This window comes from Phycisphaerae bacterium, assembly GCA_024102815.1.
GTDB lineage: Bacteria > Planctomycetota > Phycisphaerae > UBA1845 > UBA1845 > JAGFJJ01.
In genome coordinates this window covers 204,552-231,362 of record JAGFJJ010000005.1, presented here as the reverse complement: position 1 = coordinate 231,362, position 26,811 = coordinate 204,552, and the positions used below count along the sequence as shown (strand labels likewise).

Below are 26,811 nucleotides of genomic sequence, written 5' to 3'. Positions count from 1 at the left end.
ACCATCCGTAACCGACAATCGAAATCAGCACGGGGGAAAGGGGGCGGTGTGTCCCCGGCCCGCTCGCACGCCCGACCACAACGAATCAGCCCGTCTCATTCGACAACTCATGAAATATGGCGGCTAGGCAACGAGGATCCTGAACTTGAAGATCACCCGCGCTGCAATGAATGTGAGTATGATCTCACCGGCAACGTCAGCGGCCGCTGCCCCGAGTGCGGCCGGGAGGTCGAGATAGAATCTTTAACGACGTCCACTTGATTACTCTGTCCGAATGGAGAGAAAGATGGCTGGCCCAATTACTACGATTGCTGACTTGATCATCACCTTTAGCCTGTTCCTTTTGTCCTTGCTTCTCGTGCCGGTGTCGGCCATCCGAGAGTTCGCCAACTCGATTGGCCTTTAGGCCACATCCCATGAAGCGCAGCGTTAACAAGCGGCTGGCGGCTATTGGTTTGCTTATGTCGGGTTTGTGCCTCGTCGCGTGGGCGATGAGCATGTACTGGGCCGCACTATATGCGGCAGGGGGGGTTAGCGTCGCGACAAGCGCCGGGTGTATCGGCGTCGGCTGGAGCACTGGACTTCCGACAGGACTCACATTGGAGGATGCAGATCCACGCCAGTTTACGTGGTTCATTCGGATCGCCGATCATCAATGGATCGTCGTCGCCTACTGGATCCCCCTTTTTGTCTTCACGGTCCTGTCGTTCATCCTCTGGCGCGCCGGCCGCCGCCCACTACCCGGCCACTGCCCCTGCGGCTACAACCTCACCGGCAACGTCAGCGGCCGCTGCCCCGAATGCGGGCGGGAGGTCGACTACAAGGACATTCCCAAACAACCACCCGGGCCAGCTTAGATGCTTACGCTCCGCGCTTCTTCGCCAACTTAGCAGAATTCTTCTTGGCCGCCTTGGTCGCGGCACGCTTCTTCACGGCCGACTTGGCGGTGATCTTCTTGGCGCCAGGTTCCTTGGCCGACGACTTGCGGCTTCCGCCGAGATTGGCCTCGTACTTCTCGATGTACGCCTCGGCCGGGACGCGTCGGACGGCCTCGCCAATGACGTCCAAGGGGGCGTCGTCCACCTTCTTGATGCGAACGCAGGCCTTGCCCATATCCAGCTTCTTGCCCGATTTCGCCCACGCCTGGCGGAACCACGCGTCGAGCTTGGGGTCCATATAGGTGCTCATGAGCCCCAGGGAGATGTAGCCTTTGCGGGCGCTCAGGCTGGCAAACGGGAGCGGCTGGCGGGGATCGCAGTGGTAACCGGGCGGATAGACGCTATGCGGCACGTAATAGCCGATCATCCCGTACTGAAAACCCTCCTCGTAGCCCCTGGGGAGGTTCTTCAGAATCACCGCCCGGATCTTCTCCAGATCCTCGCGACGGTCCTCGGGAAGGGTCCCCAGATACTCCGTGACAGTAGCCGGTTTGGCTGGCATGGACGGTCTCCTTGGACGAGCACGCAGTTCGCCCGAATTGCCCTCATCCTACGTATGCTGACCAAGCAAAGTCATGTAGAGCCCTGGCTCACGCTTGCCTGACGATATCAACGGAGATCTCCACCGCTGGGATCGTTCCCCTGTTCTCAAGCCAGTGCGTGGTATTTCTGTCCTCGGGCCAGCCCACTCCCGGGCCGTAGTCCGTTGCGACTCCGTCGCGATGGTCCGTGATCGTTCCCTGCAGAACGTATACGACGCCCGGTCTGTCCCTATGGTCGTGAACAGGGCCAAAGACGCCTCCAGGCTCGATGGTGACCATGCGCATTCGAAGCTGACGGCCCGCCATGCCCTCGATCTCGGGGCCAAGGTCGACCGTTGAAAGCAACTTCACCGTAACGCCCCTCGTCTCCGGTACCATCTTTTTGCTGCTCACCTTGTTTCCTCACTGTACATCACGGCCGAGCATCAAATGGAGAGATTCTATCTGCCGGCCGAGGCAAAGCCGCAGCGGTTTCTCACCGAACCACGACGGGGGCACAGGGACGCTGGGACGGCGGTACCATCGCCGACGTTCCAGACGATCCCTGCGGCCGGGAGCACGCCCATCGCCCGGGGCCGCAAGTCACGCCCAGGAATCAAATCGATTTACGTTCGTAAGTGCTTGCTCTATTGAGGATTGCACCGCCCAGGACTCGAACCTGGGACCCGCTGATTAAGAGTCAGCTGCTCTACCAACTGAGCTAGCGGTGCTCGAACGGGCGATTCAAACACAGCGGCTGCGGATCGTCAAGGACACAAACGACGGCGAACAAAACGCGATCCCCCGCAGCCCGACCGTGAAAAATGCGAGGGAGCGCCCGAAACCCGCAATATTGACGGGCACCGTTTGCCACAGCCACTTTGCGGCGCAAGAATTCAACCATGGCGAAATCGCGATCGCTCACGGTTCTGATGCCTGAAATCCCCGGTCAGCGCTGGTCGTGCCATTCGTGCGGGCGATGCTGCCGGGAGCTGGTGGGCCACCTGACGTCCGAGGAGCGGGCGCGCATCGATGCGTACGGCTGGCGGGAGCGCCTGGGCACCGCGCCGTATATCCACGCCGGTGGAAGCTGGTCCCTGAACAAGCATTCTGACGGCGCGTGCGTGTTTCTCGATGAGGAAAACCGCTGCCGCATCCACGCGGAGCAGGGAGAATCGTCCAAGCCGCTGGCGTGCCGCATTTTCCCGTTTTCCGTCCGGGCGGTAGGCAAAGGCTGGCAGGCGTCATTTCGATTCGACTGCCCCAGCGCGGCCCGCTCGCAGGGGGCATCGCTGGAATCACATCGCCCATGGCTGGAAGCCCTCGTGCGCGAGCTGGACCATGCCGACCCCGGCGACAACGACCTGCCCGATCTGCGTCGCGGCCTGCAGGCGACGCGGCATGAGATCTCCGAAATTGTCGAGCGATTCGTTGTGTGGTTGCGGTTCAGTGAATTACCTCTGCGGCGGCGACTCATCGGGGCGGCGCGGATCACGGGCCTTCTGGCGGCCGCGAGCTTCGACAAGGTTCGCGGGGCGCGGTTCTCGGAATTGCTTGATCTGGTGTTCGCGGCCCTGCCGGGGGAATCAGGCCAGACCCCGGAGCCGCCTACTCCACGACAACGTGGCATGCTCCGGCAGTTGGCCTTTGCACATGCGGAGCATGTATCGCTGGCCGAGCTTCGCGCGGGCTGGTTCGCAAACATCGCCAAGCGCTGGCAGCAAATGCGGATGGCGAGGCGGTTTCGTCTCGGTCGCGGTGCATTGCCCCCGCTGGCCGGGGTGAACGTCGATATCTTGCCAGCACGTGACAAGGACATCCCGCAGTTTCACGCCATTGAGGAGGTCGAGCCGGCGAAGGATGACGCCGACGCCGTGGACGACTTGCTATTGCGGTACCTGGTCGGACGACTCCAAGGGAATGCCGTTTTCGGCGGAGGCTACTACGGCTGGTCAATGTTCAACGGGCTCGGCGCATTGTGGCTTTCGGCTGCAGTGGCGGGCTGGCTGGCGCGATACCGGGCGGTGCAGGAAGCCCGCAACACACTCATCTTTGACGATGCTTCGTTCGGCATTGGAATCGTCGATCGCGGAGCCACGCGGCTGCCCGCCCTCGGCACGCTGGCGGAACGAACCCGATTGGCGTATCTACTGGGCGATGACGGAATCGCGCGACTGGTCGACGAAAACGCGCTCGTTGGTCGAGAACACTCGGCACCCTCGGAGACAATGGCATGAGCCCCGCACAACTCGCGGCACATATCGAACATACGCTGCTCAAACCGGAGGCAGTGCCGGCTCAGATCGATGTCTTGTGCGATGAAGCCGTGGAGCGCGGTTTTCACGGCGTGTGCGTCAATCCCGTGTACGTAACCCGCGCCGTTAAACGAATTGAATCCGGCGCCGGTCGTTCCGCCAGAAGACCTGTTGTGGTCACGGTTGCAGGATTCCCGCTGGGAGCGAGCCGATCGGACATCAAGGCCGACGAGGCGAAGCGGGCGATGGACGACGGGGCCATCGAAATCGACATGGTCGTCGCGCTGGGATCGCTCAAGAGCGGGGACGTCCGCAACGTACGGACGGACATCAGCGCCGTCGCCCACGTCGTCCACACCCATCGTCCCGACGGCGTTCTGAAAGTCATCCTGGAAACGGCGGCGCTTGTGCAGGATGAGATCATCGCCGGTTGCCGTTGTTGCGCGGAGGGCGAAGCCGACTTCGTCAAGACCTCCACAGGCATGCACGCGGCCGGCGGGGCCAAGATCGACGCCGTTCGACTTCTGCACAAGCATGCCGCGCCGATCCGGGTCAAAGCGGCCGGCGGCATTCGCACCGCCGCAGACGCTCTGGCCATGATCGAGGCCGGCGCCTCCCGGCTGGGCACATCCTCCAGCGTGGCGATTCTGGACGAATTCGCACGAATGAGCGCAAACTCATAGGAAGTTTGCGCTGCTATCCGAGATCTTCGCGCCACCACTTCGCGTAATCCAGGGCGGCGTAGGAAAGGATGATGTCTGCGCCGGCGCGGGCGATGGCCTGCACGGCCTCCATCATGCACGCTTTTTCGTTGAGCCAGCCCAGGCGCGCGGCCGCCTTGATCATGGCGAACTCGCCGCTCACGTTGTACGCCGCGATGGGCAATGCCGTCTCCTGCCGCAGGCGGTGGATCACGTCGAGATAGGGCAGCGCGGGCTTGACCATGATCATGTCGGCGCCCTCGGCCTCGTCGAGCATTGCCTCGATCACCGCCTCACGGGCGTTGGCCGGATCCATCTGGTAGGTCTTCTTATCCTTGGGCACGTTTGGAGCGTCGACCGGAGCGCTGTCCAGCGCCTCGCGGAAAGGCCCGTAGAAGGCGGACGCGTATTTCGCCGTATAGGCGAGGATCGCCACGTCCGCGAAGCCGGCGCCATCCAGCGCCTCGCGCATGGCTTCCACCCGGCCGTCCATCATGTCCGACGGTGCCACAATGTCGGCCCCGCACCTCGCGTGAACCACGGCCATCTTCGCCAGAACATCCACGGATTCATCGTTGAGGATCACACCTTTGGGGCTGACGATGCCGTCGTGCCCGGCGCTGGAGTACGGATCGAGGGCGATGTCGGTGATCACACAGGCCTCGGGGCACTCCTTCTTGATGGCCCGCACGGCACGGCAAAGAAGGTTTTCGCTGTTGAGGGCTTCGCGTCCGTCATTGGTCTTGAGCTTGGGGTCCACGGCCGGGAACAGGGCAAAGGAGCGGACGCCGAGCTCCATCGCCTTGTGGCATTCCTCGATGGTCAGGTCAATCGACAACCTCGACCGTCCGGGCATGGCGTCGATCGACTCGTTCTTGCCCTGCCCCTCGATGATGAACTGCGGCAGGATCAATCGATCGGGCGTGAGCCGCGTCTCACGGACCAGCCGCCTGATGGTCTCGCTGCGCCGCATACGCCGCGGACGACGATGAGGCCGAGGTAGATCACTGGAATTTGCCATCGCGAACCCTCCATCCAAGCTGTGTCTTTGTCACGACGGTTGCAGTTGTTGATGGGTAACGCCGCTCAGCGTTCCCGCAATATCCTCTGCGATGCGTTCCCCGGTAACCGTGCCCAGGCGAATGCAATCGTTCAATGAGACCCCGTCAAGGTAGTTGCCGACCAGAAACAGGCCCTGTCTTGCGGCGACGGCCGTCCGCACACGGCGGATGCGCTCCACGTGGCCCGGATAATACTGTGGGATCGCCTCCCGCCATCGGGAAACATCAACCAGCATCGGGTCGCCGCGAATGCCGAGCAACTTGCGCGCGGTGTTCATGCCCGCGTCCAAGAGCTGAGCATCGTTGCGATCCACGGCGCCGGGATCACGCGCACCGCCCACGAACACGCGGATGAGGCGTTTCCCTTCGGGTACGTGATGCGGGAAGATGCTGTCCGCCCAGAGAATTCCCATCACCGGCAGATCCGGTTCATTCCGCGGAACGAGAAAACCGAATCCGCGCAGATCATGCGAGATATCCGATGCACTAAATCCGAGGTTCAATACGCATAGCGAAACGCTTTCGATACCACGCAGGTCAGCCGCAGCATCGGGCACGAGCCCTTCCAATAATTCGGCCGAGGCGGGCGCCAGCGTCGCCAGCACGAGTCGCCGACAACGCCACGTCTCGTCGTTTCCAGCATTGGTCCGGCACAGGAGCTCATACCGCGCCCCGTCAGACTCCCCCCGTTCCAAAGCACGAATTTCGCGCACGGCGATTCCCGTTCGCAAATCGTCCCCCAACGTCGCCCCCAAGGCTTCCATCAATCCGCCCAAGCCCGCATCAATGCTGACCAGACCCCGCCATCGCCGCCGTGGCTTGCCGCCTTTTGTCCTGCCACCGCGAAAGGCCTGCGCAATCCCATACCCGACGAGACTTCGCGCCTGGCGATCGACGCGGGCCACCGAAGGGAAACAGGCCGGCAGGCTGAGCTTGTGAATGTCTCCGCCGAAAATTCCCGAGACGACGGCGCTGATCAGCGTATCTGTTGCCTCCACGCCAACGCGACGCGATGCCACCTGTTCGATGGTCTCCTCTTCATCACTCCCCTTCCCGCTGTAGAACAGCCCGCGCACGAGCCGAAGTCGCGCACGCGGACTGAGAAGCGGCGTAAACAGCAATGAGAAGGGATCCGAAGGTACCTTGACGAGCCCGCCGCGGCGGTAAAGGAAGCGGGCTCGGGCGGCTTTAGAGGCGGTGACTACATTGACACGGTCAGCCATCGCCTCCAACAGTGCCTGAAAGGACGGATCGCGAACAATGACATTGAATGGCCCCTTCTCCAGCAGGAACCCGCCCCGCTGCTCGGTCTTCGTGCAGCCACCGACTCTTGCCTCCGCTTCGAGCAAGGCGACGTCAACGCCGAGTCGGTGGAGGTGCCACGCGGTCGTCAGTCCGCTGACGCCGCCTCCGACTACGATGACCTCCCGGGTCGTCCCACTCATGATCGTCTATCCCGGTTTCGTCGCGCCTGCGACATCATTCAGGCGCATTTCACGGGCGGTATTCACAAGCCGCTGCACGTTTTCGACCGGCGTGTCCTGAAGGAGGCCGTGGCCAAGATTGAGGATGTGGCCACTGTGATTTCCCGCTTCGATGCAGCGCCGCGCTGCCGCCTCGACTGCTTCGGGCGATCCTTCCACCATCAGCCGATTGTTCACGTTCCCCTGAACAGCGACGCCCGGCCCTATCCTTGCGCGCGCTTCGGCGAGATCGACAGCCGATGACAGGCTGATGACATCCGCGCCGGCGCGGGTAAGCAGTTCCACATCCGCGAAGTCCTTGGCAAACAGGATCTTCGGCACGCGCTTTCCAATCGCCTCGAACACGCGCTGCTGGTACGGCAGGGCGAATTCCTCGTACGCCTCCAGAGAAACCAGGTCTGCAGCAGATTCGAAAAGCTGCACCGCATCCACGCCCGATTCAATCTGCGATGCCAGGTAGGATGCGGTCATCGCGGTCAATTTATCGAGCAGATCGTGCATAACCCGCGGCGACTGCTCCATCAGGGATCTTGTCCGCTGCGGATCGGGATGCGGGCTGCCGCCCTCCAACAAAAAGAACGCCAGCGTCAGCGGCGCACCTCCAAAGCCCAGCAATGGCAATTCGCCGTCGAGTTCGCGCTTCAGCGCCTGCAGTGTCGCGGGAATGAAGGGCAGCTCCTGCTGCGGATCGTACGGTCGAAGCCGGGCGAGACCGGATTCGTCGCGGATGGGCGACTCCAGCACGGGACCGGGTCGGAATACGAAGTCCGCGCCCATCGGCGCCAGTGGCGTGAGGATGTCCTGAAAGAAGATGATTGCGTCAACGCCGAATCGCCTGGGCAGCAGGGAGATCTCCACACTCAGATCGACGTGGCGGAAAAGCAATTCCAGCGGAAGGTCCGCCCGCTGGCGGAGGTCGCGGTACTGCGGATCGAACCGCCCCGCCTGGCGCATCAGCCAGACCGGGGTGCGCGGCGTCCGCTCGCCCCGGGCCGCCCGCAATACCAGATCATTTCGCAACATCGAGTGCCGCCAATCTGACACTAAGCGTTGGCCGAGAAACAATTCCGATCGCCCACGCGGTAGGCGTCGGCTTCCAGGTACGCGTCGAACACGGCCGCGATGGTTCGCATGAGCACCCGCCCCAGGGGCACCGTCGCCCTGATCACGCCGCTGTCCTCCATGCTCACCAGTCCGTCGCGCTCCAGTTCGGCCATGATGCCCAGTTCCCGGGCGAAGTAGTCCGCGAAGGTGATCCCATAAACACGCTCGATCACCGCCGGACGGATCTCGCCGGCACAGTAGAGCTGGTTGAGCACGCCCTGGCGGATCAGGTCATCGTCCGTGAACGGCTTGCCACGATGAATGGGTAACGTGCCACCTTCGATACGCTCCACGTAATCATCCACCTCGCGTACGTTCTGGAGGAAGCCGATCCCCATCAGGTGGCTGATCGACGAAGCCCCGGCGCCGTACAAATCAAGCCCGCCGCCGGTGGTCATGCCCTGGAAATTGCGTTGGAGCGTGCCGTCATCGGCCGCGCGAGACAGGGCCTCCGTCGGACGGGCGAAGTGGTCCAGCCCCACGAACTCGTAGCCCGCCTCCTGGAACCGGTACAGCCCGACGAGAAACATCGCCAGCTTGGCCTCGCTGTCGGGCAGTTTGGTGTAATCCATGCCGCGCTGCGTGGCGATCTTGTCCGGGATTTGCGCATAGTGGTAAAACGCGATCCGATCCGGAGAGAGCTCGATCGTCCGATCGACCAGTTCCCGTACCGAGTCCGTCGTCTGATAGGGCAGCCCGTAGATCAGATCGAAGTTGACCGAATCGAAACCGAGTTCGCGAGCCTTCGCCACCGTGGACTGCACGAGCTCCAACGGCTGAATCCGCCGCACATGCTCCTGCACTCGCTCGTCGAAGTCCTGCACGCCCAGCGAGACGCGGTTGAACCCGAAAGAGCGGATCGACACCAGCTTTTCCGGCGGGCACGATCGCGGATCAATCTCCATTGCAATCTCGGCATCGTCGGCAATATTGTAAAGCTCGCCGATACGTCGCTGAATGCGACCGATCTGCTCGGCCGAAAGGTACGTCGGACTGCCTCCGCCCCAGTGAACCTGGCGAACGACGCGGTCCCGGCCGATGGCGTCCACCATTCGGGCCAGCTCCGTCTCCAGCGCGGCGAGGTAACGCTCCGTGCGTTCTTCCGCACCGGGAGCCGTCTTGCGCTGGATGATGCGTGTGCATGCACAGAACTTGCACAATTGCTCGCAGAACGGAATGTGCACATAGAGCGAAACACCGTGCCCACGGTGGGGATCGCGGGCTCGCTCGTGCAACGCACCGATCGATTCCTGGTCAAGCGGCTGCCACCAGGTCGGCATCGGGTACGAGACATGCCGTGGCAGCGAGAGTCCCGCGTAGCGACGAAATACCTGCAAATCAACGGCGCTGGCGGCGACGATCATGAAATGCTCCTTTCCAGTTGATCGACCTCCTGGCCGATGCGCAGTTTCGTGCACCGTACGCACTTGCGCCAGCGCTGCGACGCCGCGCTCCATTCGCTCCCCTGTTGCTCGTCACGGACGCGCGGGAGCGGCTCGTGGCAGGCGTGCGGGCGAATACGCGGGGAATCCACCTCGGGAATGCGATCAACGATCCAGTGCTCGGCTTCGTCCACGGCTTGGCGGAAGGACTCACTGGCGCACATGTCTGAAGCGAATGCGCCAACGAGTTCCTCCAGCTCACCGGCGTGAATGACGCGCACCCCGGGAATAGCCTCGATTCCTTCCGTAGATCCGAAGGTGTTAAAATCCAGCACCGTCAGGGGACGCTCGGCGTAATCACGCAGACCTCGAAGATCGCGCGCGTGCAGGATGGGCTCGTCACGGTCGACGCCGAGTACGAGCATGTCGGCCGCGCGGATGGCATCGTAGACCACGCGCTCGTCATAGTTGTGAACGCGGACCCGCTTGCCGTTCTGGATGGCTTTGCGCAACGCCTTGATCTGCCCGCCGGAATGCCCGCGATACACGAGAGTGAGATGCCTGCTGGGAACATCGAAACGCTGGATCAGCGTGCTCAGGACCGATCGCGACGTCGAGGACCCGCCGACGACAACCGTACGGATGGACGCGAAGTCGAGATTCTTCCGCTCTGCGACCTTGGACAGCGCCGCGTAACAGTAGCCCGGATTGAAGCGTCCCCAGACCGTCTCGCGGCGCAGGAGCCGCTCGACGCGCACGGCTTCGCTCACCAGTCGGCGCACAAGCGGACCGGCGGTTCCCGTCCTCTCAGCCAGACGTTGGGCCGTTTCGAGCTGCTCGATGATGTCGGCGTCGCCCGGGAGGCCACTGTTCAGGCCGACCACGGTTCGCACCAGGTGATGCCACGCCTCGGCCCCCACAAGCACGTTGACGGCCAGGGACTCGTGTTCCCCCCCGTTGAACAGCGCCCGTCGCACCCGCGCCACGAGGCAGTCGCCCTCGGGCATGTCCCTGGATTCGTCGACCCAGCCGTAGAACTCGAACCGGTGGCACGTGTTCCAGACGAAGCCCTCGCGAACCACGCCGTTGGCACAGATCTGCCGCAGCAGATCCGGCATCTCGGCTTGCGATTTCTTCACACAGTGTAACTGCAGAGGATCGGCATGACCGACATCCGGCCCGCAGCCTGACCCCATCGGGTTGTCCAATGACACGCCGACCACGACCAGCGTATCAATCCAGTTCTCGACTCTCTCAGCGACGTGCGACGCGTGCTTGGCCAGCAGCGGGACGTTCCGCGCGCCCCAGGAGGAAACGGGTCTTGGCCCGCGCGTAACGAGATTCTTGAGCGCATCGATGAAGGGGCCGTAAGCGTTCAACGCCGGACAAAGATAAAGATCTCCGCCTTCCGCCTCCACGATCTCGCGGTAGCGGACGTCAATCTCCTCCAGCGTCTCCAGGCAGTCCGTCGTAAAACTGATCGGACACACCAGGATGCGCTGATTCCCCTCACCGATCAATTCCTTGAGCAGATCGTCCGTTGCGGGACGGAGCCATTCCACCGGACCGAGGCGGCTTTGATACCCCAGCCGCACGCGGTCCTCAGGCCATCCGAGATGTTCCCGGATCAGGTCGATGCTTCGCTGAATGTGCCGCGGGTAGGGATCGCCGCGGTTGACGTAGGCAACCGGCAGCCCGTGCGCCGAAAACAGCAGCACGGTGTCCTCGGGCACCAGCGCGTGGGCCTGGGCATAATCGGCGATCAACCCGGCTTGGGCGTGGATGTAGCCGCCGTCGTCGTACCACGTATTGCGTGTGCTGACGTTGATGCCGTATCGCCCGCGTTCCAGGGCGCGGTACATCTCGCGAAGCGCCGTGCCGGTGGTCGTCTCGCTGTATTGAGGATACATCGGCATGACGATCAGATCATCCACGCCGTCCTCCGCAATCCGCCGCAGCGTCGCGGCGATGCTCGGGTTACCGTAACGCATCCCCGCGTAGACCCGCCAGCCGGACGGCAGCTTCTCCGCCAGGCGCAGTACTTGCTCATTCGTGATCGAGGAAAGCGGCGAGCCAGCCTCGCTCCAGACCTTGTGGTACATCTCCGCCGATTGCGGCGCGCGAAAGCGCGCGATCATGTGGCCCAGCGGCTTGTTCATCCACCGAAGGTAGCGCGGCAGGCTGATGACGTCCGGATCGCTCAGGAACTCGGCCAGGTACCGGCGAACCGACGGAACGTCCGGACCATCCGGCGTCCCCAGGTTGACCAGCAGAACCCCGGTCCGGCGGCTTGGCTCACTCCGCCCCGCACCGGGATGACTCTCTCCCGTGAAATTCAGTGACATGTTCATGTCTCTTTCTTGTCCTGCGACGTGCCCCGATCCCGCCGGGTCGAAGACCCGCACGGCCGGCACGAACCATCACGTTGAAAGGGCTTGAGATTGCTCCGGATACCCGGACGGAAAATGGAACAACCCCATCCGGCAGAGCCCGACGGAATTCCCGTCAACAAGAGGGGGGCGCGCGCAGGGAAAAAGCGTGGAGAGCGAGAACGCGGCAGGTCGGACGATCATCAAGGAGTCGATTGCGGACCCAGTCAACACAGGGCGCAAGCAGAGAAGACGGTACGTCCAGACCGCGCCGCCCCTTGGATGAGCGCTTGGCGAGTTCGAGAACCAATAGCGTTCCGCCAACGGCCGACGCCGTCAGCACTGCGAACGCGGTCATTTCCGGGGGTGCGTCGGCCGAGGTGGGCAGGCAATGCGCGTGGATCAGCGAGAGCACCAGGAACACCGCCACCCATCCGCGGCGATCTCCGCGGATGTGAAGCCAATCGGGATGACTCAGCTTGATCGCAAAGAACAGAACCGAAAGCGAAACCGCCACGCACCCGCCGATCGTCGACGTTGTGGGCCCCGACTCAATCAGCCCGCGCCAAACGCTGACCAGCGCTTCGGCGTGCGCGAGGATCATCGCCCCCCAGAAGACGCGCCAGGTCAACGATCTGGAGAACAGACGGGAAACTGTCGAGATCACGCTCATCGCTTCCAGCGGCACCCTTTCTCCATTTTCGTCGATCAAACGCTGGTGGCAATGCCTGCTACCGCAATTCCTTCCCCGAACTGGCCGGGCGTCCGAAAACGAGCCTGACTGCTGGATATTACGCACGGTGCGGCAAAGCGCCGCGTTCCGGCCTTCTGGCCCACCGGAACCCACTGCAAACCGTGTTCCAGCGGAAACACATCGGGAAGCGACCCTCTGCGGTCATGCCGGTGCAAGCCTCGCGACGTGGCCTTCACCGGTGGCCGTCCCAGCGCGGCGGATCAGATACACTCCCGAAAACAATGCGACAAACGCCAGATCGACGCCGCCGATCAGCATCATCCAGCGCCCCATCGCTCCCGTCCCGAAACCGTAACTATGCAGACCAATGCCCAGCACGTAGTTGACGCCGACATAGGTCATCACGATCAGCCAGAAGCAGACGATGCTCTTCACCGCCGTTGCAAAGATTCCCTGTGCGAAAACGAACAGCATCATCGCTCCAGCCGCGCCGGCCAGGCCCAGCACCGCCATCGGACTCGCGGGCCCCAGCTTGAATACCACGATTGTAAACAATGCGGCCATCAGCAGAACGCCGACCACGTATGCCCAGGCAGGAATCTGTTCCTTGTCGATGCGCACGTGCATGATCGCCAGGTAGCCAAGCAGCGCCACCAGCGACCAGACCTCTTTGGGATCCCAGCCCCAATACCGCCCCCAGGACGAGGCGGCCCACATGCTGCCCGTAACAATGCCGACAAATAGCAGGATCGCCCCGACGTGAATGTACCAGTAGTGCATCGCGTCGATCCGGCCGATGAGCCGCGACCGGTTCGGGGCCACGGCCTTTGCCACGACGAGCAGATGCGCGAACAGCACGCCGAGCGCCAACACCGAGTACGAGACCATGATGGTGGGCACGTGAATCGACATCCACATCGTGTCCATCAGCACCGGCGGCACCGGTCGCACAAAATGATCCAGGGGAAGCACATCTGCCAGGGCCAAGGCCAGCGCCCCCATCGCCGAGGCCGTGAGCGGCACGATCCGCTGCCGTTGCACGATCATCGCAACGATGGCGAACGCACCCATGCCCCAGCTCAGAAAGAGCAGGGATTCAAACATGTTTGCCGCAGGGATGCGCCCCGCAATCGTCCACCGAAGGGATAGTCCGTAAGTCAGTAGCCCGAAACCCGCAAGCATCCCGACGACCGCAATCACATCGAACCACCGCCTCCGCACGAACATCGCTATGGCAGACAGCACCGCGCCGGCCACCATCACGATCCATGCCGTCCGGAACGGTCGCAACTCGTTGTAATGAAGCTCGGTGCTGATTTTGGACGGCGGGGGACGATACGCAGCAGGCATCGCCGCGATCTTGCTGGTCAGCGCCTGGGCCGCGTTGGCGAATGCCGAAGCATCGTCGGCAAGAAACGCGGAGCGCACCGCACCCCACTCCGCTGCCAACGGACCGTCTCCCGCGCCGATCGGTGACCATACTCCTCCCGCATCCTCCGGATTGGGAATGGGACGGATAAGCCCACCTTGGAATACGCTCTGGAGCGTCATCAGCTTGCCATTGATGTCTACACCCTTGGATTGCAGCGGATCAAGTTTCTGCCCTTCCGGAAGTGCCGCGGCCTCGCGGATCACCTGCATCAAGGGGTCATGACCGGCAAGCTCGGCAAACGAAAAAACCTCTTTATCCGCGGGCAGCTTGAGTGCCGCGCGGAGCTCGGCGTTGTGAATGGGAATGAGCGGCTCGGTCATCCAGCCTCGCGGATCAAACGTCCACGCAAGAAGAACGACCACGGGAGCCCTCCCCCGGAAGTATGTCTCGCCGGTGACGTCCTCCACCACGTCGCGGGCCAGCGTGTCCAGAGGAGGCCAGCGGCCGTCGAACTGCACCACCATCTTCTTTAGCGGCGCCGGATCGATCGACTGGGGGAGCTCCGTCCCCCGCGCGGGCAGTGCCACAACGGTGGCAGCCATCAGAATCGCAAACAACCGAATCATGAGAAGTTCTCTCTTGCGGCAATGCCGTCTCAAATGCCCCGATCCGACGTTACCGGTCCGCGGCGCGTGCCCGCAGCCTTTCCGTTACCTTGGGGAACCGGCGCGGACATCAGACGTCGTCCACCGGATTCTCCCACCGCCTCTCCGCTCTCGCAGACGCCAATCCCAATCGGCAGCGAACGCCCTTGCTGCTTTCGGACCGACATGCGCTGCACGAGAACCACGATCATGCCCACGAACGTGCTGAGATAGCCGAGGTACACGACCAACTGTCCCGGATCGCGGGACACGCTGAGAAAGCTGGCCGTACGGCCACGGTCCATCCGGTAGCTCGACTGGAAAAACGAATAGCCGCCATACGTCGTCGGATGATTCATGCTCACCACGCGGGCCTGCTCGCCGCCGGCAGCAGGGTCGAGAATCGTAATTCGACTCTCAAAGGAGCGCGGACGACGGCCGCCCGGATAGAAGCCGATGGTGAACTTGTCCAGACGGACCGTGAATCCGAGATCGATTTCCTTGTTTGTGTATGTCACGTCGTACGTGACGCCGTCCACGGTGAACGGCTTGGGATTGTCGTACTTCTGGATCCACATCGTAGAGCGATCCGACCCCCGCGAAATGGCCAGTTCCAGAGCCGGTCGGACCACACCGCTGTTGGGGGAAGCGTCGAGTTGGGTCACTTCCGTATCCCGGCGCGCGTTCGGATAGTACTCCCGAACGACTATCCGCGTTCCCGGCCAGGGAGTTACGATCGGTTCGTTGAGCGCAATATCGCGCACGGTGGCCGGTCCGCTCTCCGGCGTGAACCGCGCGACCATTTCACCATCCGGTCCGGCAATGATCTCGATCGGTGTCGTTCCGGCGTCACTTGCCCCCGATGGGGCAGAGAACGTGATTTTGACCTCCGGCGCGGCGCTGTCCCCGTGCATCGAGGCGAAATCGGGGAAATTGGCGAACGCCTTGCGCTCTTCAGTCCCCTTCGGACCGGTAAGCTCAAGTATGATGGCGGGATTTTCCGGTCGATCCGAGACGTTGATGAGCGTGTTGTTCGGCCCAACGTTGGCGTGCGGCAGGTACCGCAGCACTTGAACGCTATACGGGGTCTCGCCGACGGACACCTTGCCCGTCAGTGCTTCAGCCAGGGCAATGTCGTAAGAAACATCGCCGAGCGCAACATGCACAACGCCATCAGCCCCTTCGCCGGACGAGGCGGCAGGTTGGCGAACGCGATCCCATTCCGCACGGCTGCTCATCACTCGAAACGCCGCCGGGCGCATCCCCAGCATTTTCGCCTGGTTTGCCAGCAGCCAGGTCTGCTGTTCGCCGTGCGAATGCCCTGCCTGATCGCCTCCGTCGAGCTCAACAAGGACCGCCGGATTAAAGCGCGGGTTGTCGTTTTTCAATGTCTCCGTTTTGGTGCTGTTGGGAAGGTACGTATCGACGCCGACGGTCACATCGCCCAATGCCAGTGCTGGCATGCTGGGGTTCTGGACTTTGTCAAACGCGTGAAAATCCCGGCTTACCAAGTCGACGGATTGCGAGGCGCCCGTCTCGCGATTGGTCAGGGTCAATGTATCAACGTCGCGCAGCATGACTTTGCGCGAAGCTTCTCCCTCAACCAGTCCCAGGTTGGCATCAACAGCGAATTGATACGTGATCCAGGCACCCAGAACGGTGATGACCAGTCCTGCGTGCGTCAGCAAGAAACCCACGTGCTTTCGAGAATATGGGAAGCGCACCAACGCGGCCGCGGTCACGTTGACCGCAAACAGCAGCAGTAGCGCCTGAAACCACGGCGCCTGGTAGAACGCGAACTTAGCCTGCGGAGTGCCGTTGGCCGACTCAAAAATCGTGGCACAGGCCATCGCCAGCATGAGCATGACAAGCAGCACGGCCGCGAACCACAAGGAGCCAACGACCTTCAGCCCTCGCCGGAAAACACCTTCGTAATGGATGGACATAGCCCGATGTCCCTGAGAAAGAGGGTTGATTGTTAAAATGGGAAGAATAGCCCGGTCGTGAGGACGAACTACGCCTCACGCTTCTCCTCCCGTTTGGCCCGAACAAGAGCCTCAGGAAGACAGAGCACGCGGCGTGCCTTACGGACCTGGAAACGCGAGTTTCCCGCGTTCGATCTGTTTGGCCAGTGACCCGTCGCACATAACAGTCTTAGAGCAAGCGAGTTACAACAACATCGATTGCGCATAAGGCGGTAACGGGGTGATGGCGGACGCTAACAAGCCGGCCGCGGTCACTCGACGCGAAGAAACGGCATGCGTCCACCCGCGCTGTATTTGCGCCATTTGACGCACTGAGGAGTCGCAAACGGCATTCGAGAATTCGCAATGACGGAACTCCTTGGCGAACGCTCTGATTGCGGCGGGCAAATTACTGAAACAGGTCATGGGGCTCAGCGTTGGAGGCTGAACCGGGACCGGGAGCCAACGGCAATGCTGGGCGGCGGAGGGCGAAGACAATCACAAAGGCGAATCCCACGGTCATGGACAGGGAGGTGGCCACGACGGCCCAGGCGGCGCCCATCACGCCGCGATCGGGAATGAGCGCGAGCGAGGCAATCGTCGTTACCAGGCACGCCAAGGCGCTCAGCACGGCTTGTGACCGGAAATGACGCGCGGCAGTCAGCCCAAATCCCAAGCAGCTGCCCACAAGCTGCACGGCCATGGCGATGGAAACCACGAGAAATTCGGCGTGGTAGGCCGTGTAGTCTGGGCCGTAGATGAGCCAGAGTACCCAGTCGCCCGCCACCAGCACGCCGAGAATCAGCAAAACGCCGAGTGCCGCAGACAAGGCGCACATGCGGACAAGCAATCGCAAGAACGCGGTGCGGTCGCTCAAGTAATGTACCGCGAGCCGGGGCGAGGCCGCCTGCCCCAGCGCTGTCGTGACCATGATCCCGGCCATCATGGGATAAACGATGGCGCCGAAGTAACCCAAGGCCGCGCTGCCGGCGAAGAGTTGAAGGAAATATCGGGGGATGTTGGCCTGGAGCGTGATCAACGCCATGACGATCCCCAACGGAAACGCCACGACAGTCAGCCTTTGAACGACCGGCCAGTGGAAGCGCGGCGACAGGCGTGTGGATTCGCCGTCCGGGTCGCGGCGCACCAGTCCATGTGCACGCCGCATGTCGTAGAGCTGGTAGATCGCATACCCGGACAGTGCCATCGTGGCGACGCCGATCGGCACGTTCCCCGTCAGCCGGACGGCAAGAATCAACACCGCCAGCCCGACCAGGCCCTTGAGCATCAGGCTGATGCCGCTGAGGTCCATCCGCTCGCGGCGCTGAAACAAACCGCGAACGATGTCGGAGAGACTCTCAGAGCATCGCGCGACACCGACGAAGATGACGATCCACAGTGCGGATGCATCCGGCGAGGCGGGAACGGCGATCGCGACAATGGCGACCAGGGCGGCGGCGGTCCAGAGGATGCGGTTGCCGAAGTAGTCGGCGAAGGCGTACTCGTCCCGAGCGTCGGTCACGAGCACGCTGCGGAGCTGGAGCATGGTCAAGGCCAGGATCGGCGCGGCGATGGACATGCCCAGAACGAAGTGGCCGACGGAGGCTTTGTCGGCCAGTCGGGCGAGGGCGGCGAGCATGCCCCACTGGCAGAGAGCGTTGACGATGTTCCCGGCGAACATCCAACGGAAGTTGGCGGCCAACGAGAGACCGGTCCCGCCCAGTTGCATACCGCCCCCACGCGAAAACATGTCGCGGCCGGCCACTTCGGGCGAGGCGGTGGAGGAGCGAGCTGCATTGGCGTCGGGGTCCATAAAGCAGGTCCGTCTATTTGATAAACGTGATCGTGACGGAATCGAGAGGCGTTGTACAGGGCGGCGGCTGTTGCGCGCGAATCGCACGCCCTGCATAGATGGGATTCAGAAGAGGTGCGTCAGGGGACGCGCCCTACGCCTTACGGGTTGAGCTGGCTCATGAGCGGCGGTGGCGGACACAGCGCCGGATTCGGCGGGGTCGGGCCGTGGATCGGCGTCGGCGTCTGCGGAAAGGCGAACGGATAGAATTCTTTGCCCGTACCCACGCTGAAGGCGTTCACGACGCGAAGCACGTCCGGGCCGATGGTTACCCGGTCGGTCAGTTCGGGGTTGATGTCCGTCCAGGTGAAGTGCGGCGCGGTCGAGGCCGACGAGGCCGCCTGCAAGGTCGCCGAAATGTCGAACCCGCTCACCGCGCGATTGGGCGGCGTCCACGAATTCGCCGGTGTGGGCGGGGTCGTGCCCCCGTCACCGCCTGCGGAGAACACGCCCACCACATCGCCCCAGAAGCGGGCGTTGGCCGTCGTCGGTCGCGCGGCGGTGAGTACCGTAAGCGGCGCGGAGAAGACCACGCCTTCGGCCGTCGCGCGGATTTCATAAGAACGGCCCGCAATGAAATCGGCGTTGTCGCCCGGTGCGATCATGCACCCGCCAACATGAATGACCGCGAGAGACGTCCAGTTGCTGATGGGAGGTGCTGCGTCCGAGACGAGGAACGTCAGCCCTTGCCCGACGACGGCGACCGGGGTGGTACGCGGAGTACTGATGTAGTACTGCGAACCCGTGGCCAAGTCCTTCACGCGAAACCCCAAGGCCACGCTCGCCAAATCCGGCTTGAAGCTGATGTAACGCTGCTTGGGTGTGCCATGCGGGTAGGTAGTCACAGCCCGCGGGGTTGAGAATTGGTCCTCGGATATGCAAGGGCTGACCAAGCCGCTTATCAGTTCCTCGAAGTCATTCCGACCGTCGCCGTCGGTATCGGGATTCCTCGGATCAGTCGGCGCGTCGCAGAGGTCGTAATCTCCCGGCTGCACCCAAGTGCAACTTGCCTTGGTCTCCTGGACATCTGGGATGCCGTCCAAGTCCGTGTCAACACAACTTGAGCCTGCTCCTTTGTACAGCCCACCGAGACTCAGGCAGACCGTTTCGGCACTGTCCTGCGTTGTCCCAACCACCTCGGTGCAGGATCCCACGGAGCCGTCACAGCAAGCACCACACTCACACGGCGCACAGACCGGCTGGGGAACGAACAGAATGCCCCTACTGAAATAGAACCACGGAATATAGGCCGTCTCCTCGCAGCACTGCGCCGCTGCCGTGCAAACTGGCGGCGGGTCGCCATTGACTCCGGGCACGAAATTCGCAGATGGGCAAGGGGTGGACGTGGGTACCAGAGCCTCGTGCACCCACGGCGCCCCACTTGGCGGTGTACCCAGATTCAGCCAATCCAAGTCATCTAGAATCCTTTGGTCGTGAGGCTCGGCTACGCGCGTAAACGTAAACGTCGGACAGAACCAGATTTCGAGGTCAAAACGGCCGCCGCCCGGATCGGACTTTCGCACGACCATCGTCCCTAGATTTCCAGGCCATTCGCTGCACAGCGCAAGTGTCAGACGAACGTCCCAAAGCTGCGGCTGGCCGTTGGTCATGACTTCGATCGGCTGACAACTGACCAGGTCAAGCGATACGGCTTCAATCGGAATCTCGGCTGAATCCCCGGGTTGATCGAGAGCCATGCCCTCTACCCGCCGAATTCGCACGCCGGGTCCCGACTGGGAGTCGCTTCGAAACTCGACACGGCCGTGGAAAAAGTTCGAGCCGGGTTCAAAGAAATCCGAGTTAATAAAGTCGAAATCGTAGGACGTTCTTCCGCACGCCATCTCCCAGCAATCGTCTCCCGGCGGGACGCAGTGCAGGCAGTCCGAAACGGGCACGGGGTTTTCGGCGCCGCACTCGGCGGGATCGGCCACGCAGGTTCCGCTCGGCAGACAGCAGGTCCATGCCGGGTCGGTAATCGGTGTCGAAGAAAAAGGACCCTGACCGGCCGGGGTCTGGACAATTGGATCTGATCCCGCACGCGCGATCGGCAAGCGGAATCCCAAGCCAAGAACGGCGGATACCAGTGATGAATGGAGCAAAGCCCTGGCGATGGACATGGCGGGTCTCCGGAAGCTGGGGACTCCATGATACGCCCGTGCCTCCAGGGAAACAACAGATTTTAGGATTGGAACGTCGCAATCGCAGGAAAAGCGAAGGAAATGAAGCACCTATTGGCCGCTTCGTTTGCTGCGGTACGCCCCCTGCTCGCAGGCGACGACAAAGGATTCGACGTAGGACTTGAAAACCCCATGCTCGATCCGCGTGTCTCCGACAAGTGACTCGCACGCCCTGCATAGATGGGATTCAGAAGAATTGCGTCAGGGGACGCACCCTACAGATCACGGGTTGAGCTGGCTCATGAGCGGCGGTGGCGGACACAGCGCCGGATTCGGTGGCGTCGGGCCGTGGATCGGCGTTGGCGCTTGCGGATAGGCGTACGGATAGAACTCCTTGCCCGATCCCACGCTGAAGGCGTTCACGACGCGCAGCACGTCCGAGCCGATCGTCACGCGATCCGGCGGTTGGGGATTCACGTCGGTCCAGGTGAAGTGCGGCGCGGTCGATGCCGACGACGCGGCCTGCAAGGTCGCCGAAATGTCGAACCCGTTCACACTCCGATTCGGCGGCGCCCACGAGTTCGCCGGCGTGGGCGGGGTCGTGCCACCGTCACCGCCCGCGGAGAACGCTCCCACAACATCGCCCCAGAAGCGGCCGTTGGCCGAGGTGGGCCGGGCGGCGGTGTAGACTGTCAGCGCTGCGGTGAAAGTCGCGCCATCTGCCGTCACAGTTACCTCGTAAGCTCGCCCCGCTCCGGAACCCGTATCGTCGCCCGGCGCGATCATGCAGCCGCCGACGTGAATGACTTCCAGCGAGGTCCAATCGTTGAGCGGGGGCGCGGCGTCCGAGACGAGGAACGTCAGCCCCTGTCCCGCGATGGCCGCGGGAGTCGTGCGCGGCGTGCTGATGAAGTAGGCTGTCCCAGAGCCGACGTCTTTGACCCGGTAGGCAAAGTTAGTGTGAAGCTCGTCCGGAGCAAAGCTGATGTACCGCTGTTTGAGCGCGCCGTGGGGATAGGTTGTCACCGCCAGCGGCGGCGCGAATCCCTCCTCGGCGATGCAAGGACTGACGATGCTGCTCATGAGCTCCTCACCGTCGGTTCGGCCGTCGCCGTCGGAATCCGGCTCCCACGGATCTGTCGGGACATCGCAGAAATCGTCCTCGCCAGGCACCGCCCATTCCCAGGTGCAAAGGGCTTTGGTTTCCTGGACGTCTGGAATGCCGTCCCCATCCGTGTCAAAGCAATTTGAGCCTGCCCCCATGTAATGCCCGCCGGAATTCGCACAGACGGCTACTGCACTCTCCTGTGGCGTCCCGAGCACTTCGCTGCAACTCCCGACCGCCCCTTGACAACATGCGCCACATTCACACGGCGCGCACACCGGTTGGGGAACAAACAGAATTCCCCCGATACTGAATAGACCCAATGCGATATAAGCCGTCTCCTCGCAGCATTGCGCCGCCGCTGTGCACCCCACCTGCGGATCACCATTCACACCGGGCACGAAGTTCGTGGCCGGACAGGGCGTGGATATGGGAACGACCGCCTCGTGCACCCACGGCGCGGTATTCGGAGGCGATTGCAGACTCAGCCATTCCAGTGTGTCAAACCCATACGTGTCGGCATCCAGAATCCTCTGGTCATGAGGCTCGGCCACCCGTGTGAACGTGAAGACCGGCCAAAAAGTCAATTCCAGACTGAAATCTCCACCGCTTGGGCCGAGCTTGCGCACGGTCATCATGCCTTCATTCCCGGGCCATTCGGTGGACGGTGAAAGCGTAAGTCGCACATCCCAAAGCTGCGGCTGGCCGTTGGTCATGATCTCGATCGGTTGACAACTGATCAGGTCAATTGAAACGACTTCGATCGGAATCTGGGCGGATTCCCCAGGCAATTCGAGCGCCATGCCTTCCACCCTTCGAATTCGCACGCCGGGTCCCGACTGGGGATCGCTTCGAAATTCGGCACGACCTGCAAACCAGTTCGAACCGGGATCAAAAAAGTCCTCGGGAATGAAGTCGAAATCGTAAGATGTCCTTCCACACGCCATCTCCCAGCAGTCATCGCCCGGCGGGATGCAATGCAGGCAATCCGAAACGGGGACGGGGTTTTCGGCGCCGCACTCGGCGGGATCGGCCACGCAGGTTCCGCTCGGCAGACAGCAGGTCCATGCCGGATCGGTAATCGGTGCCGAAGTAAAAGCACCCTGACCGGCCGGGGTTTCGACAATTGGATCTGATTCCGCACGCGCGGATGGCAAGCAGAATCCCGCGCCAAGAACGACGGACACCAATGATGAATGGAGCAAAGCCCTGACGATGGACATGGTGGGCCTCCGGGAATTGGTGGCTCCATCTTATCCCCGTATGTGCGGCGAAACAACGAAATTCGAGGATGGGGCGTCGCAATCGCAGGAAAAGCGAAGGAAATGAAGCACCTATTGGCCGCTTCGTTTGCTGCGGTACGCCCCCTGCTCGCAGGCGACGACAAAGGATTCGACGTAGGATTTGAAGACCTCCCACTCCTGGCGGATGCGGTCGGCCTCGTGGGGCTCGATCTGGCCGTCGTCCTCAATGGAGCGGGTGACGGTTAGCAGCAGATCGCTGAACTCCTTGACGAGGCGTTGCGTGTTGATGAGCAGCTCGGTGCTGATGTCCGGCGTGGGCGGCGCGGGGTTGCGGACGAAAAAGCCGTTGGCCTCGTGGCAGAGCCAGTTGACCACGGCGTGGTCGCCGGTGAGGCGGACGAGATCGGAGAGGCGGTCGAGCGGGTTGCGGGCGCCGCTGGCATCGGGATCGGTGGCGTCGAACTCCTGGCACCATTTGTAGATGAGGGCGGGCGAGAGGCGGAGCTCCGCGGCGAGGGCCTTGACGCCCACGCGGTCGGCCGCGCGCTTGAGGATTTCGTGGGACCGCATGGATGGCTCCGTTGCAACGGGTGCATGGGCGGCGATTTCAGGCGATCGCCGATCGGGTCTATACTAGGCCGTCGCGGACGAGCGGGGAAGTTCGCCGCGAAAGAAGGACCGGCCGATTGCTCATGTCCGTTGAACACGTGCAGACCAAGCGGGAGATCCAGACGGCGCTTTCGGGGCTGGGCGTACGTCCGCGGAAGCGGTTCGGGCAGCGTTTTCTGATCGACGGCAATCTCATGCGGCGGCTGGTGGAGTGCGCGGAGATCACGTCGCAGGACACGGTGCTGGAGGTCGGCCCGGGCACCGGCGGACTGACCGATCTGCTGGCGCGGCATGCGGGTCGGATCGTGGCGGTGGAGATCGATCGGGACCTGTTCACGCTGTTGCAGGATCGATTTCGCGATGTGGAGAACGTGACGCTGATCTGCGGCGACGTACTGGCCGGCAAGCACAAGATCATGCCGGAGGTAGCGGCACTTCTGGGGAGCGGAAAAGGTGATTCAACCGCGGACGGGAAGGCGATGTCGGAATCGCCCGTCAAATTGGTGGCGAACCTGCCCTACCAGATCGCCACGCCGCTGGTGATGAATCTGCTGATCGATTTCCCTCGGGTTCGGCGGTTTTGCTTTACGGTGCAGGCGGAAGTCGGCGATCGGATCACGGCGGGGCCGGGTTGCAGAGATTACGGACCGCTCAGTATCGTCACGCAGGCGCTGACGCGCGTGCGAACGATCACGCGGATCGGTCCGCAGGCATTCTGGCCGGCGCCGGCGGTGCACTCGGTGATGCTGCAAATCGACGTGCTCGATCCGCCGTTTGCGCATCGCGGCGAGGTCGCGGCGTTTGCGCGCATGGTGCGGGGCGTGTTCGACCACCGGCGGAAGAAGCTGCGTTCGGCGCTGGCGCTGGCCTTGGGAGATGAGGGATTCGCGCGCGTTCGCGAACATGTGGACGAGAACCTGCGCCCGGAGGCGCTGGGTGTTGCGGAGTGGCTGGAGGTTTTTCGGCGATGGCGGGAAACCGCACCGTCGCCTGCCGACTGAAGCTGTTCTACAATCCTCCCGTTGCCTGTTCCCTGTTGCCTGTTGTCTTTTGCCATGATCTACCTGGATAACAACGCGACGACGCAGCCCCTTCCTGAGGTGGTCGAAGCGATGCTCCCCTTCCTGCGGGAGCAGTACGCCAATCCCTCCAGCGTGCACCAGTTCGGGCAGGCGGTGCGATTCGCGGTGGAGCAGGCGCGGGAGAAGGTGGCCGCGCTGCTTCATGCGGCGCCGCGCGAGGTCGTGTTCACGAGCGGCGGGACGGAGTCGATCAACCTGGCAATCCGGGGAACGCTGGCACTTGAGCCGAAGAAGCGGCAGGTGGTGACGACGGCCGTCGAGCACTCGGCCGTGCTCCGCGTGATGGAGCGGCTGACAGAGGAGGGATACCGGGTCGATTACGTCGGCGTAGACGGCGAAGGTCGCGTCGAAATGGCGGAGTGGGCGGAGAAGGTCACGAGCGAGACGGCGCTGGTCTCGTTGCTGCACGCCAACAACGAGACGGGCGTTGTTCAGGACGTGCAGGCATTGGCCGCCGTCGCGGCGAGTCAGGGGGCAATTGTCCACATCGACGCGGTGCAGTCGGCCGGAAAGCTACCGATCCCCGTTGGCGAATGGCCCGCACATCTGGTGAGCATCGCGGCGCATAAGTTTCACGGATCCAAGGGAGCCGGGGCCTTGTACGTCCGGCGGCGGACGAGAATCGCGGGGATGATCCTCGGCGGCTCGCAGGAGCGGGAGCTTCGCGGCGGAACCGAAAATGTTGCGGGGATCGTGGGCATGGGTGTGGCAGCGGACGCGGCCAATCGACGAACGAATGATTCGGTCTCGCAGGTGACCTCACTTCGAGACGCGCTGGAGCGCGGCATTTTGGAGCGCATTCCTGGAACGGCAGTGAACGGCGCGGGTGCGGAACGAATCGGCAACACGGCGAATATCAGCTTCGAGGGACTGGAAGCCGAGGCGTTGCTGATCCTGTTGAGCGAGCAAGGCGTTTGCGCTTCGGCAGGCTCGGCGTGCAGCAGCGGGTCGCTGGAGCCGTCGCACGTGCTCAACGCGATGGGACTGCCGCAATCGCGCACGCACGGGGCGCTGCGATTCAGTCTTTCGCGGTTTAACACGCCTGACGAAATTGACCGGATTCTGGCGCTGCTGCCGGGATTGGTGTCTCGTTTGACGGCGCTGACCCATTAGATCGGGCTCGTGGCCCGCCCAAATAATCGATTGCACCTCGAAGCTTCGCTCGCATAGAGTCCCTTTTGCGCCTCTCCCACCTTAACCGCCTTCGGAGGGGGACAGGTCAGCGACTGAAACCGGTACACAATCCAGAAGAACAGGGAGATCATGATGGACATGCGCAAGCTGGGGAAGAGCGGTCTGGAAGTGTCCGCCGTCGGGCTCGGATGCATGGGTATGAGCGACTTCTACGAACCCGAGAAGCAGAACGACGAAGATTCGATTCGCGTGATTCACCGTTACCTTGACGCCGGCGGCAACTTCCTGGACACGGCCGACATGTACGGCGTCGGCCGAAACGAAGAGCTTGTCGGCAAGGCCATCGCCGATAGACGAAGCAACGTTGTCCTCGCAACGAAGTTCGGCAACGTTCGCGCCCCCAGCGGCGAATTCCTCGGTGTTCGCGGCGATCCGGATTATGTCCGGGAATGCTGCGATGCGAGCCTGAAGCGGCTCGGCGCAGATGTCATTGACCTCTACTACCAGCACCGGGTCGATCCCGAAACGCCGATCGAGGAGACCGTGGGCGCCATGGCGGAATTGGTCAAGGCGGGCAAGGTCCGCTATCTCGGCCTGTCCGAAGCCGCGCCGGAAACGCTACGTCGTGCGGCCAAGGTGCATCCGATCGCGGCGCTGCAAACGGAGTACTCTCTGTGGAGCCGCGACGTCGAAGACGGGATTCTCTCGACGGTGCGCGAACTGGGGATCGGATTCGTGGCGTACAGCCCTCTGGGACGCGGCTTCCTCACAGGGCAGATTAGGCACTTCGAAGATCTTGCGGCACACGACTGGCGGCGGAATTCGCCTCGGTTTCAAGGAGACAATTTCCAGAAGAACCTCGATCTCGTGAAGAAGATCGAGGCGATGGCATCCGAAAAGAAGTGCACGCCGGGACAACTCGCCTTGGCGTGGGTGCTGGCACAGGGCAACGACATTGTCCCGATACCGGGCACAAAGCACCTGAAATACCTGGAGGAGAACATGGGGGCGGCTGGCATTCGCCTCACGAGGGACGACTTGGCCCGGATTGATGCCGCCCTGCCCAGGGGCATAACGGCTGGCGCACGCTATCCGGAACGTGCCATGCAGGCCGTCAACCGCTAGCAAAGCCGAACGTCATGCAGGGTTGCCATGCCCGGCCCAACGCACCAACAGCAG

Annotated in this window: 21 protein-coding genes and 1 tRNA gene; 7 read left to right on the top strand and 15 right to left on the bottom strand. The window is 62.6% G+C overall.

Annotated features, from left to right (window positions below):
- Positions 1 to 416 precede the first annotated feature (416 nt).
- Positions 417 to 857 (top strand): hypothetical protein, encoded by a 441-nt coding sequence (locus J5J06_01295; protein ID MCO6435705.1) that lies wholly within the window; start codon positions 417 to 419, stop codon positions 855 to 857.
- A 4-nt stretch (positions 858 to 861) separates the two neighbouring features.
- Here J5J06_01295 and J5J06_01290 read toward each other — a convergent pair whose 3' ends face one another.
- The 3 genes from J5J06_01290 to J5J06_01280 all read right to left on the bottom strand — a co-directional run bounded on the left by J5J06_01290 (position 862) and on the right by J5J06_01280 (position 2,190).
- A complete protein-coding gene (locus J5J06_01290) occupies positions 862 to 1,440 on the bottom strand; it encodes a DUF1801 domain-containing protein (protein ID MCO6435704.1) in 579 nt (192 codons plus the stop codon).
- 88 nt (positions 1,441 to 1,528) lie between these two features.
- Positions 1,529 to 1,873, bottom strand: a complete 345-nt coding sequence (locus tag J5J06_01285) for a cupin domain-containing protein (protein MCO6435703.1) — start codon at positions 1,871 to 1,873, stop codon at positions 1,529 to 1,531.
- A 244-nt stretch (positions 1,874 to 2,117) separates the two neighbouring features.
- Positions 2,118 to 2,190 (bottom strand) — tRNA-Lys (locus J5J06_01280).
- Between J5J06_01280 and J5J06_01275 the strand changes: the two genes are divergently transcribed.
- Genes J5J06_01275 through deoC form a run of 3 tightly spaced genes read left to right on the top strand, consistent with a single transcriptional unit; the run spans position 2,187 to position 4,397 of the window.
- Positions 2,187 to 2,399: a hypothetical protein gene (locus J5J06_01275; GenBank protein ID MCO6435702.1), complete on the top strand. Its 213-nt coding sequence runs from the start codon at positions 2,187 to 2,189 to the stop codon at positions 2,397 to 2,399. The two genes, J5J06_01280 and J5J06_01275, sit on opposite strands and share 4 nt — an antisense overlap.
- Entirely contained in the window at positions 2,362 to 3,696 is a 1,335-nt protein-coding gene (locus tag J5J06_01270; GenBank protein MCO6435701.1) for a YkgJ family cysteine cluster protein, read from the top strand. The genes J5J06_01275 and J5J06_01270 overlap by 38 nt, the downstream gene beginning before the upstream one ends.
- On the top strand, positions 3,693 to 4,397 hold the full coding sequence (gene deoC, locus J5J06_01265; protein MCO6435700.1) for a deoxyribose-phosphate aldolase: 705 nt from the start codon (positions 3,693 to 3,695) through the stop codon (positions 4,395 to 4,397). Before J5J06_01270 ends, deoC begins: the two co-directional genes overlap by 4 nt.
- Before the next feature lie 13 nt (positions 4,398 to 4,410).
- Here the strand turns inward: deoC and hemB are convergent, their stop codons facing one another.
- The 12 genes from hemB to J5J06_01205 form a co-directional block, all read right to left on the bottom strand.
- Positions 4,411 to 5,436, bottom strand: coding sequence for a porphobilinogen synthase (hemB, locus tag J5J06_01260; protein MCO6435699.1), 1,026 nt, complete (start codon positions 5,434 to 5,436; stop codon positions 4,411 to 4,413).
- A gap of 30 nt (positions 5,437 to 5,466) precedes the next feature.
- On the bottom strand, positions 5,467 to 6,921 hold the full coding sequence (gene hemG, locus J5J06_01255) for a protoporphyrinogen oxidase (GenBank protein MCO6435698.1): 1,455 nt from the start codon (positions 6,919 to 6,921) through the stop codon (positions 5,467 to 5,469).
- 6 nt (positions 6,922 to 6,927) lie between these two features.
- Complete coding sequence (hemE, locus tag J5J06_01250; GenBank protein MCO6435697.1) at positions 6,928 to 7,983, bottom strand: uroporphyrinogen decarboxylase; 1,056 nt, start codon at positions 7,981 to 7,983, stop codon at positions 6,928 to 6,930.
- 20 nt (positions 7,984 to 8,003) lie between these two features.
- Positions 8,004 to 9,428 carry an oxygen-independent coproporphyrinogen III oxidase gene (gene hemN, locus J5J06_01245; protein MCO6435696.1) on the bottom strand — a complete coding sequence of 475 codons (1,425 nt, stop codon included), beginning with the start codon at positions 9,426 to 9,428 and terminating at the stop codon, positions 8,004 to 8,006.
- Positions 9,425 to 11,791, bottom strand: coding sequence for a ferrochelatase (gene hemH, locus J5J06_01240; protein ID MCO6435695.1), 2,367 nt, complete (start codon positions 11,789 to 11,791; stop codon positions 9,425 to 9,427). The genes hemN and hemH overlap by 4 nt, the downstream gene beginning before the upstream one ends.
- A gap of 160 nt (positions 11,792 to 11,951) precedes the next feature.
- The gene (locus tag J5J06_01235; protein MCO6435694.1) at positions 11,952 to 12,503 is read right to left on the bottom strand and encodes a hypothetical protein; all 552 of its coding nucleotides are present in this window, start codon (positions 12,501 to 12,503) and stop codon (positions 11,952 to 11,954) included.
- 207 nt (positions 12,504 to 12,710) lie between these two features.
- Entirely contained in the window at positions 12,711 to 14,507 is a 1,797-nt protein-coding gene (ccsA, locus tag J5J06_01230; protein ID MCO6435693.1) for a cytochrome c biogenesis protein CcsA, read from the bottom strand.
- Between the two features lie 29 nt (positions 14,508 to 14,536).
- The gene (locus tag J5J06_01225) at positions 14,537 to 16,471 is read right to left on the bottom strand and encodes a cytochrome c biogenesis protein ResB (GenBank protein ID MCO6435692.1); all 1,935 of its coding nucleotides are present in this window, start codon (positions 16,469 to 16,471) and stop codon (positions 14,537 to 14,539) included.
- 427 nt (positions 16,472 to 16,898) lie between these two features.
- On the bottom strand, positions 16,899 to 18,302 hold the full coding sequence (locus J5J06_01220) for an oligosaccharide flippase family protein (protein ID MCO6435691.1): 1,404 nt from the start codon (positions 18,300 to 18,302) through the stop codon (positions 16,899 to 16,901).
- Positions 18,303 to 18,442: 140 nt separating this feature from the next.
- On the bottom strand, positions 18,443 to 20,458 hold the full coding sequence (locus J5J06_01215; GenBank protein ID MCO6435690.1) for a hypothetical protein: 2,016 nt from the start codon (positions 20,456 to 20,458) through the stop codon (positions 18,443 to 18,445).
- Between the two features lie 282 nt (positions 20,459 to 20,740).
- The gene (locus tag J5J06_01210) at positions 20,741 to 22,786 is read right to left on the bottom strand and encodes a hypothetical protein (GenBank protein MCO6435689.1); all 2,046 of its coding nucleotides are present in this window, start codon (positions 22,784 to 22,786) and stop codon (positions 20,741 to 20,743) included.
- A 111-nt stretch (positions 22,787 to 22,897) separates the two neighbouring features.
- Entirely contained in the window at positions 22,898 to 23,377 is a 480-nt protein-coding gene (locus tag J5J06_01205; protein ID MCO6435688.1) for a helix-turn-helix domain-containing protein, read from the bottom strand.
- A 122-nt stretch (positions 23,378 to 23,499) separates the two neighbouring features.
- Here J5J06_01205 and rsmA point away from each other — a divergent pair, with 122 nt between their 5' ends.
- From rsmA to J5J06_01190, 3 genes are all read left to right on the top strand, one after another.
- Positions 23,500 to 24,417: a ribosomal RNA small subunit methyltransferase A gene (gene rsmA / locus J5J06_01200; protein MCO6435687.1), complete on the top strand. Its 918-nt coding sequence runs from the start codon at positions 23,500 to 23,502 to the stop codon at positions 24,415 to 24,417.
- Between the two features lie 54 nt (positions 24,418 to 24,471).
- A complete protein-coding gene (locus J5J06_01195) occupies positions 24,472 to 25,611 on the top strand; it encodes an aminotransferase class V-fold PLP-dependent enzyme (GenBank protein ID MCO6435686.1) in 1,140 nt (379 codons plus the stop codon).
- A gap of 153 nt (positions 25,612 to 25,764) precedes the next feature.
- Positions 25,765 to 26,757: an aldo/keto reductase gene (locus J5J06_01190; GenBank protein MCO6435685.1), complete on the top strand. Its 993-nt coding sequence runs from the start codon at positions 25,765 to 25,767 to the stop codon at positions 26,755 to 26,757.
- Positions 26,758 to 26,811 lie beyond the last annotated feature (54 nt).

What these genes read in the sequence shown, in the direction of transcription:
- J5J06_01295 (MCO6435705.1), top strand. Translation starts at nt 417, where the DNA reads ATGAAGCGCAGCGTTAACAAGCGGCTGGCGGCTATTGGTTTGCTTATG.
- J5J06_01290 (MCO6435704.1), bottom strand. Translation starts at nt 1,440, where the DNA reads ATGCCAGCCAAACCGGCTACTGTCACGGAGTATCTGGGGACCCTTCCC.
- J5J06_01270 (MCO6435701.1), top strand. Translation starts at nt 2,362, where the DNA reads ATGGCGAAATCGCGATCGCTCACGGTTCTGATGCCTGAAATCCCCGGT.
- deoC (MCO6435700.1), top strand. Translation starts at nt 3,693, where the DNA reads ATGAGCCCCGCACAACTCGCGGCACATATCGAACATACGCTGCTCAAA.
- hemB (MCO6435699.1), bottom strand. Translation starts at nt 5,436, where the DNA reads ATGGCAAATTCCAGTGATCTACCTCGGCCTCATCGTCGTCCGCGGCGT.
- hemG (MCO6435698.1), bottom strand. Translation starts at nt 6,921, where the DNA reads ATGAGTGGGACGACCCGGGAGGTCATCGTAGTCGGAGGCGGCGTCAGC.
- hemE (MCO6435697.1), bottom strand. Translation starts at nt 7,983, where the DNA reads ATGTTGCGAAATGATCTGGTATTGCGGGCGGCCCGGGGCGAGCGGACG.
- hemN (MCO6435696.1), bottom strand. Translation starts at nt 9,428, where the DNA reads ATGATCGTCGCCGCCAGCGCCGTTGATTTGCAGGTATTTCGTCGCTAC.
- hemH (MCO6435695.1), bottom strand. Translation starts at nt 11,791, where the DNA reads ATGTCACTGAATTTCACGGGAGAGAGTCATCCCGGTGCGGGGCGGAGT.
- ccsA (MCO6435693.1), bottom strand. Translation starts at nt 14,507, where the DNA reads ATGATTCGGTTGTTTGCGATTCTGATGGCTGCCACCGTTGTGGCACTG.
- J5J06_01225 (MCO6435692.1), bottom strand. Translation starts at nt 16,471, where the DNA reads ATGTCCATCCATTACGAAGGTGTTTTCCGGCGAGGGCTGAAGGTCGTT.
- J5J06_01220 (MCO6435691.1), bottom strand. Translation starts at nt 18,302, where the DNA reads ATGGACCCCGACGCCAATGCAGCTCGCTCCTCCACCGCCTCGCCCGAA.
- J5J06_01215 (MCO6435690.1), bottom strand. Translation starts at nt 20,458, where the DNA reads ATGTCCATCGCCAGGGCTTTGCTCCATTCATCACTGGTATCCGCCGTT.
- J5J06_01210 (MCO6435689.1), bottom strand. Translation starts at nt 22,786, where the DNA reads ATGTCCATCGTCAGGGCTTTGCTCCATTCATCATTGGTGTCCGTCGTT.
- J5J06_01205 (MCO6435688.1), bottom strand. Translation starts at nt 23,377, where the DNA reads ATGCGGTCCCACGAAATCCTCAAGCGCGCGGCCGACCGCGTGGGCGTC.
- rsmA (MCO6435687.1), top strand. Translation starts at nt 23,500, where the DNA reads ATGTCCGTTGAACACGTGCAGACCAAGCGGGAGATCCAGACGGCGCTT.
- J5J06_01195 (MCO6435686.1), top strand. Translation starts at nt 24,472, where the DNA reads ATGATCTACCTGGATAACAACGCGACGACGCAGCCCCTTCCTGAGGTG.
- J5J06_01190 (MCO6435685.1), top strand. Translation starts at nt 25,765, where the DNA reads ATGGACATGCGCAAGCTGGGGAAGAGCGGTCTGGAAGTGTCCGCCGTC.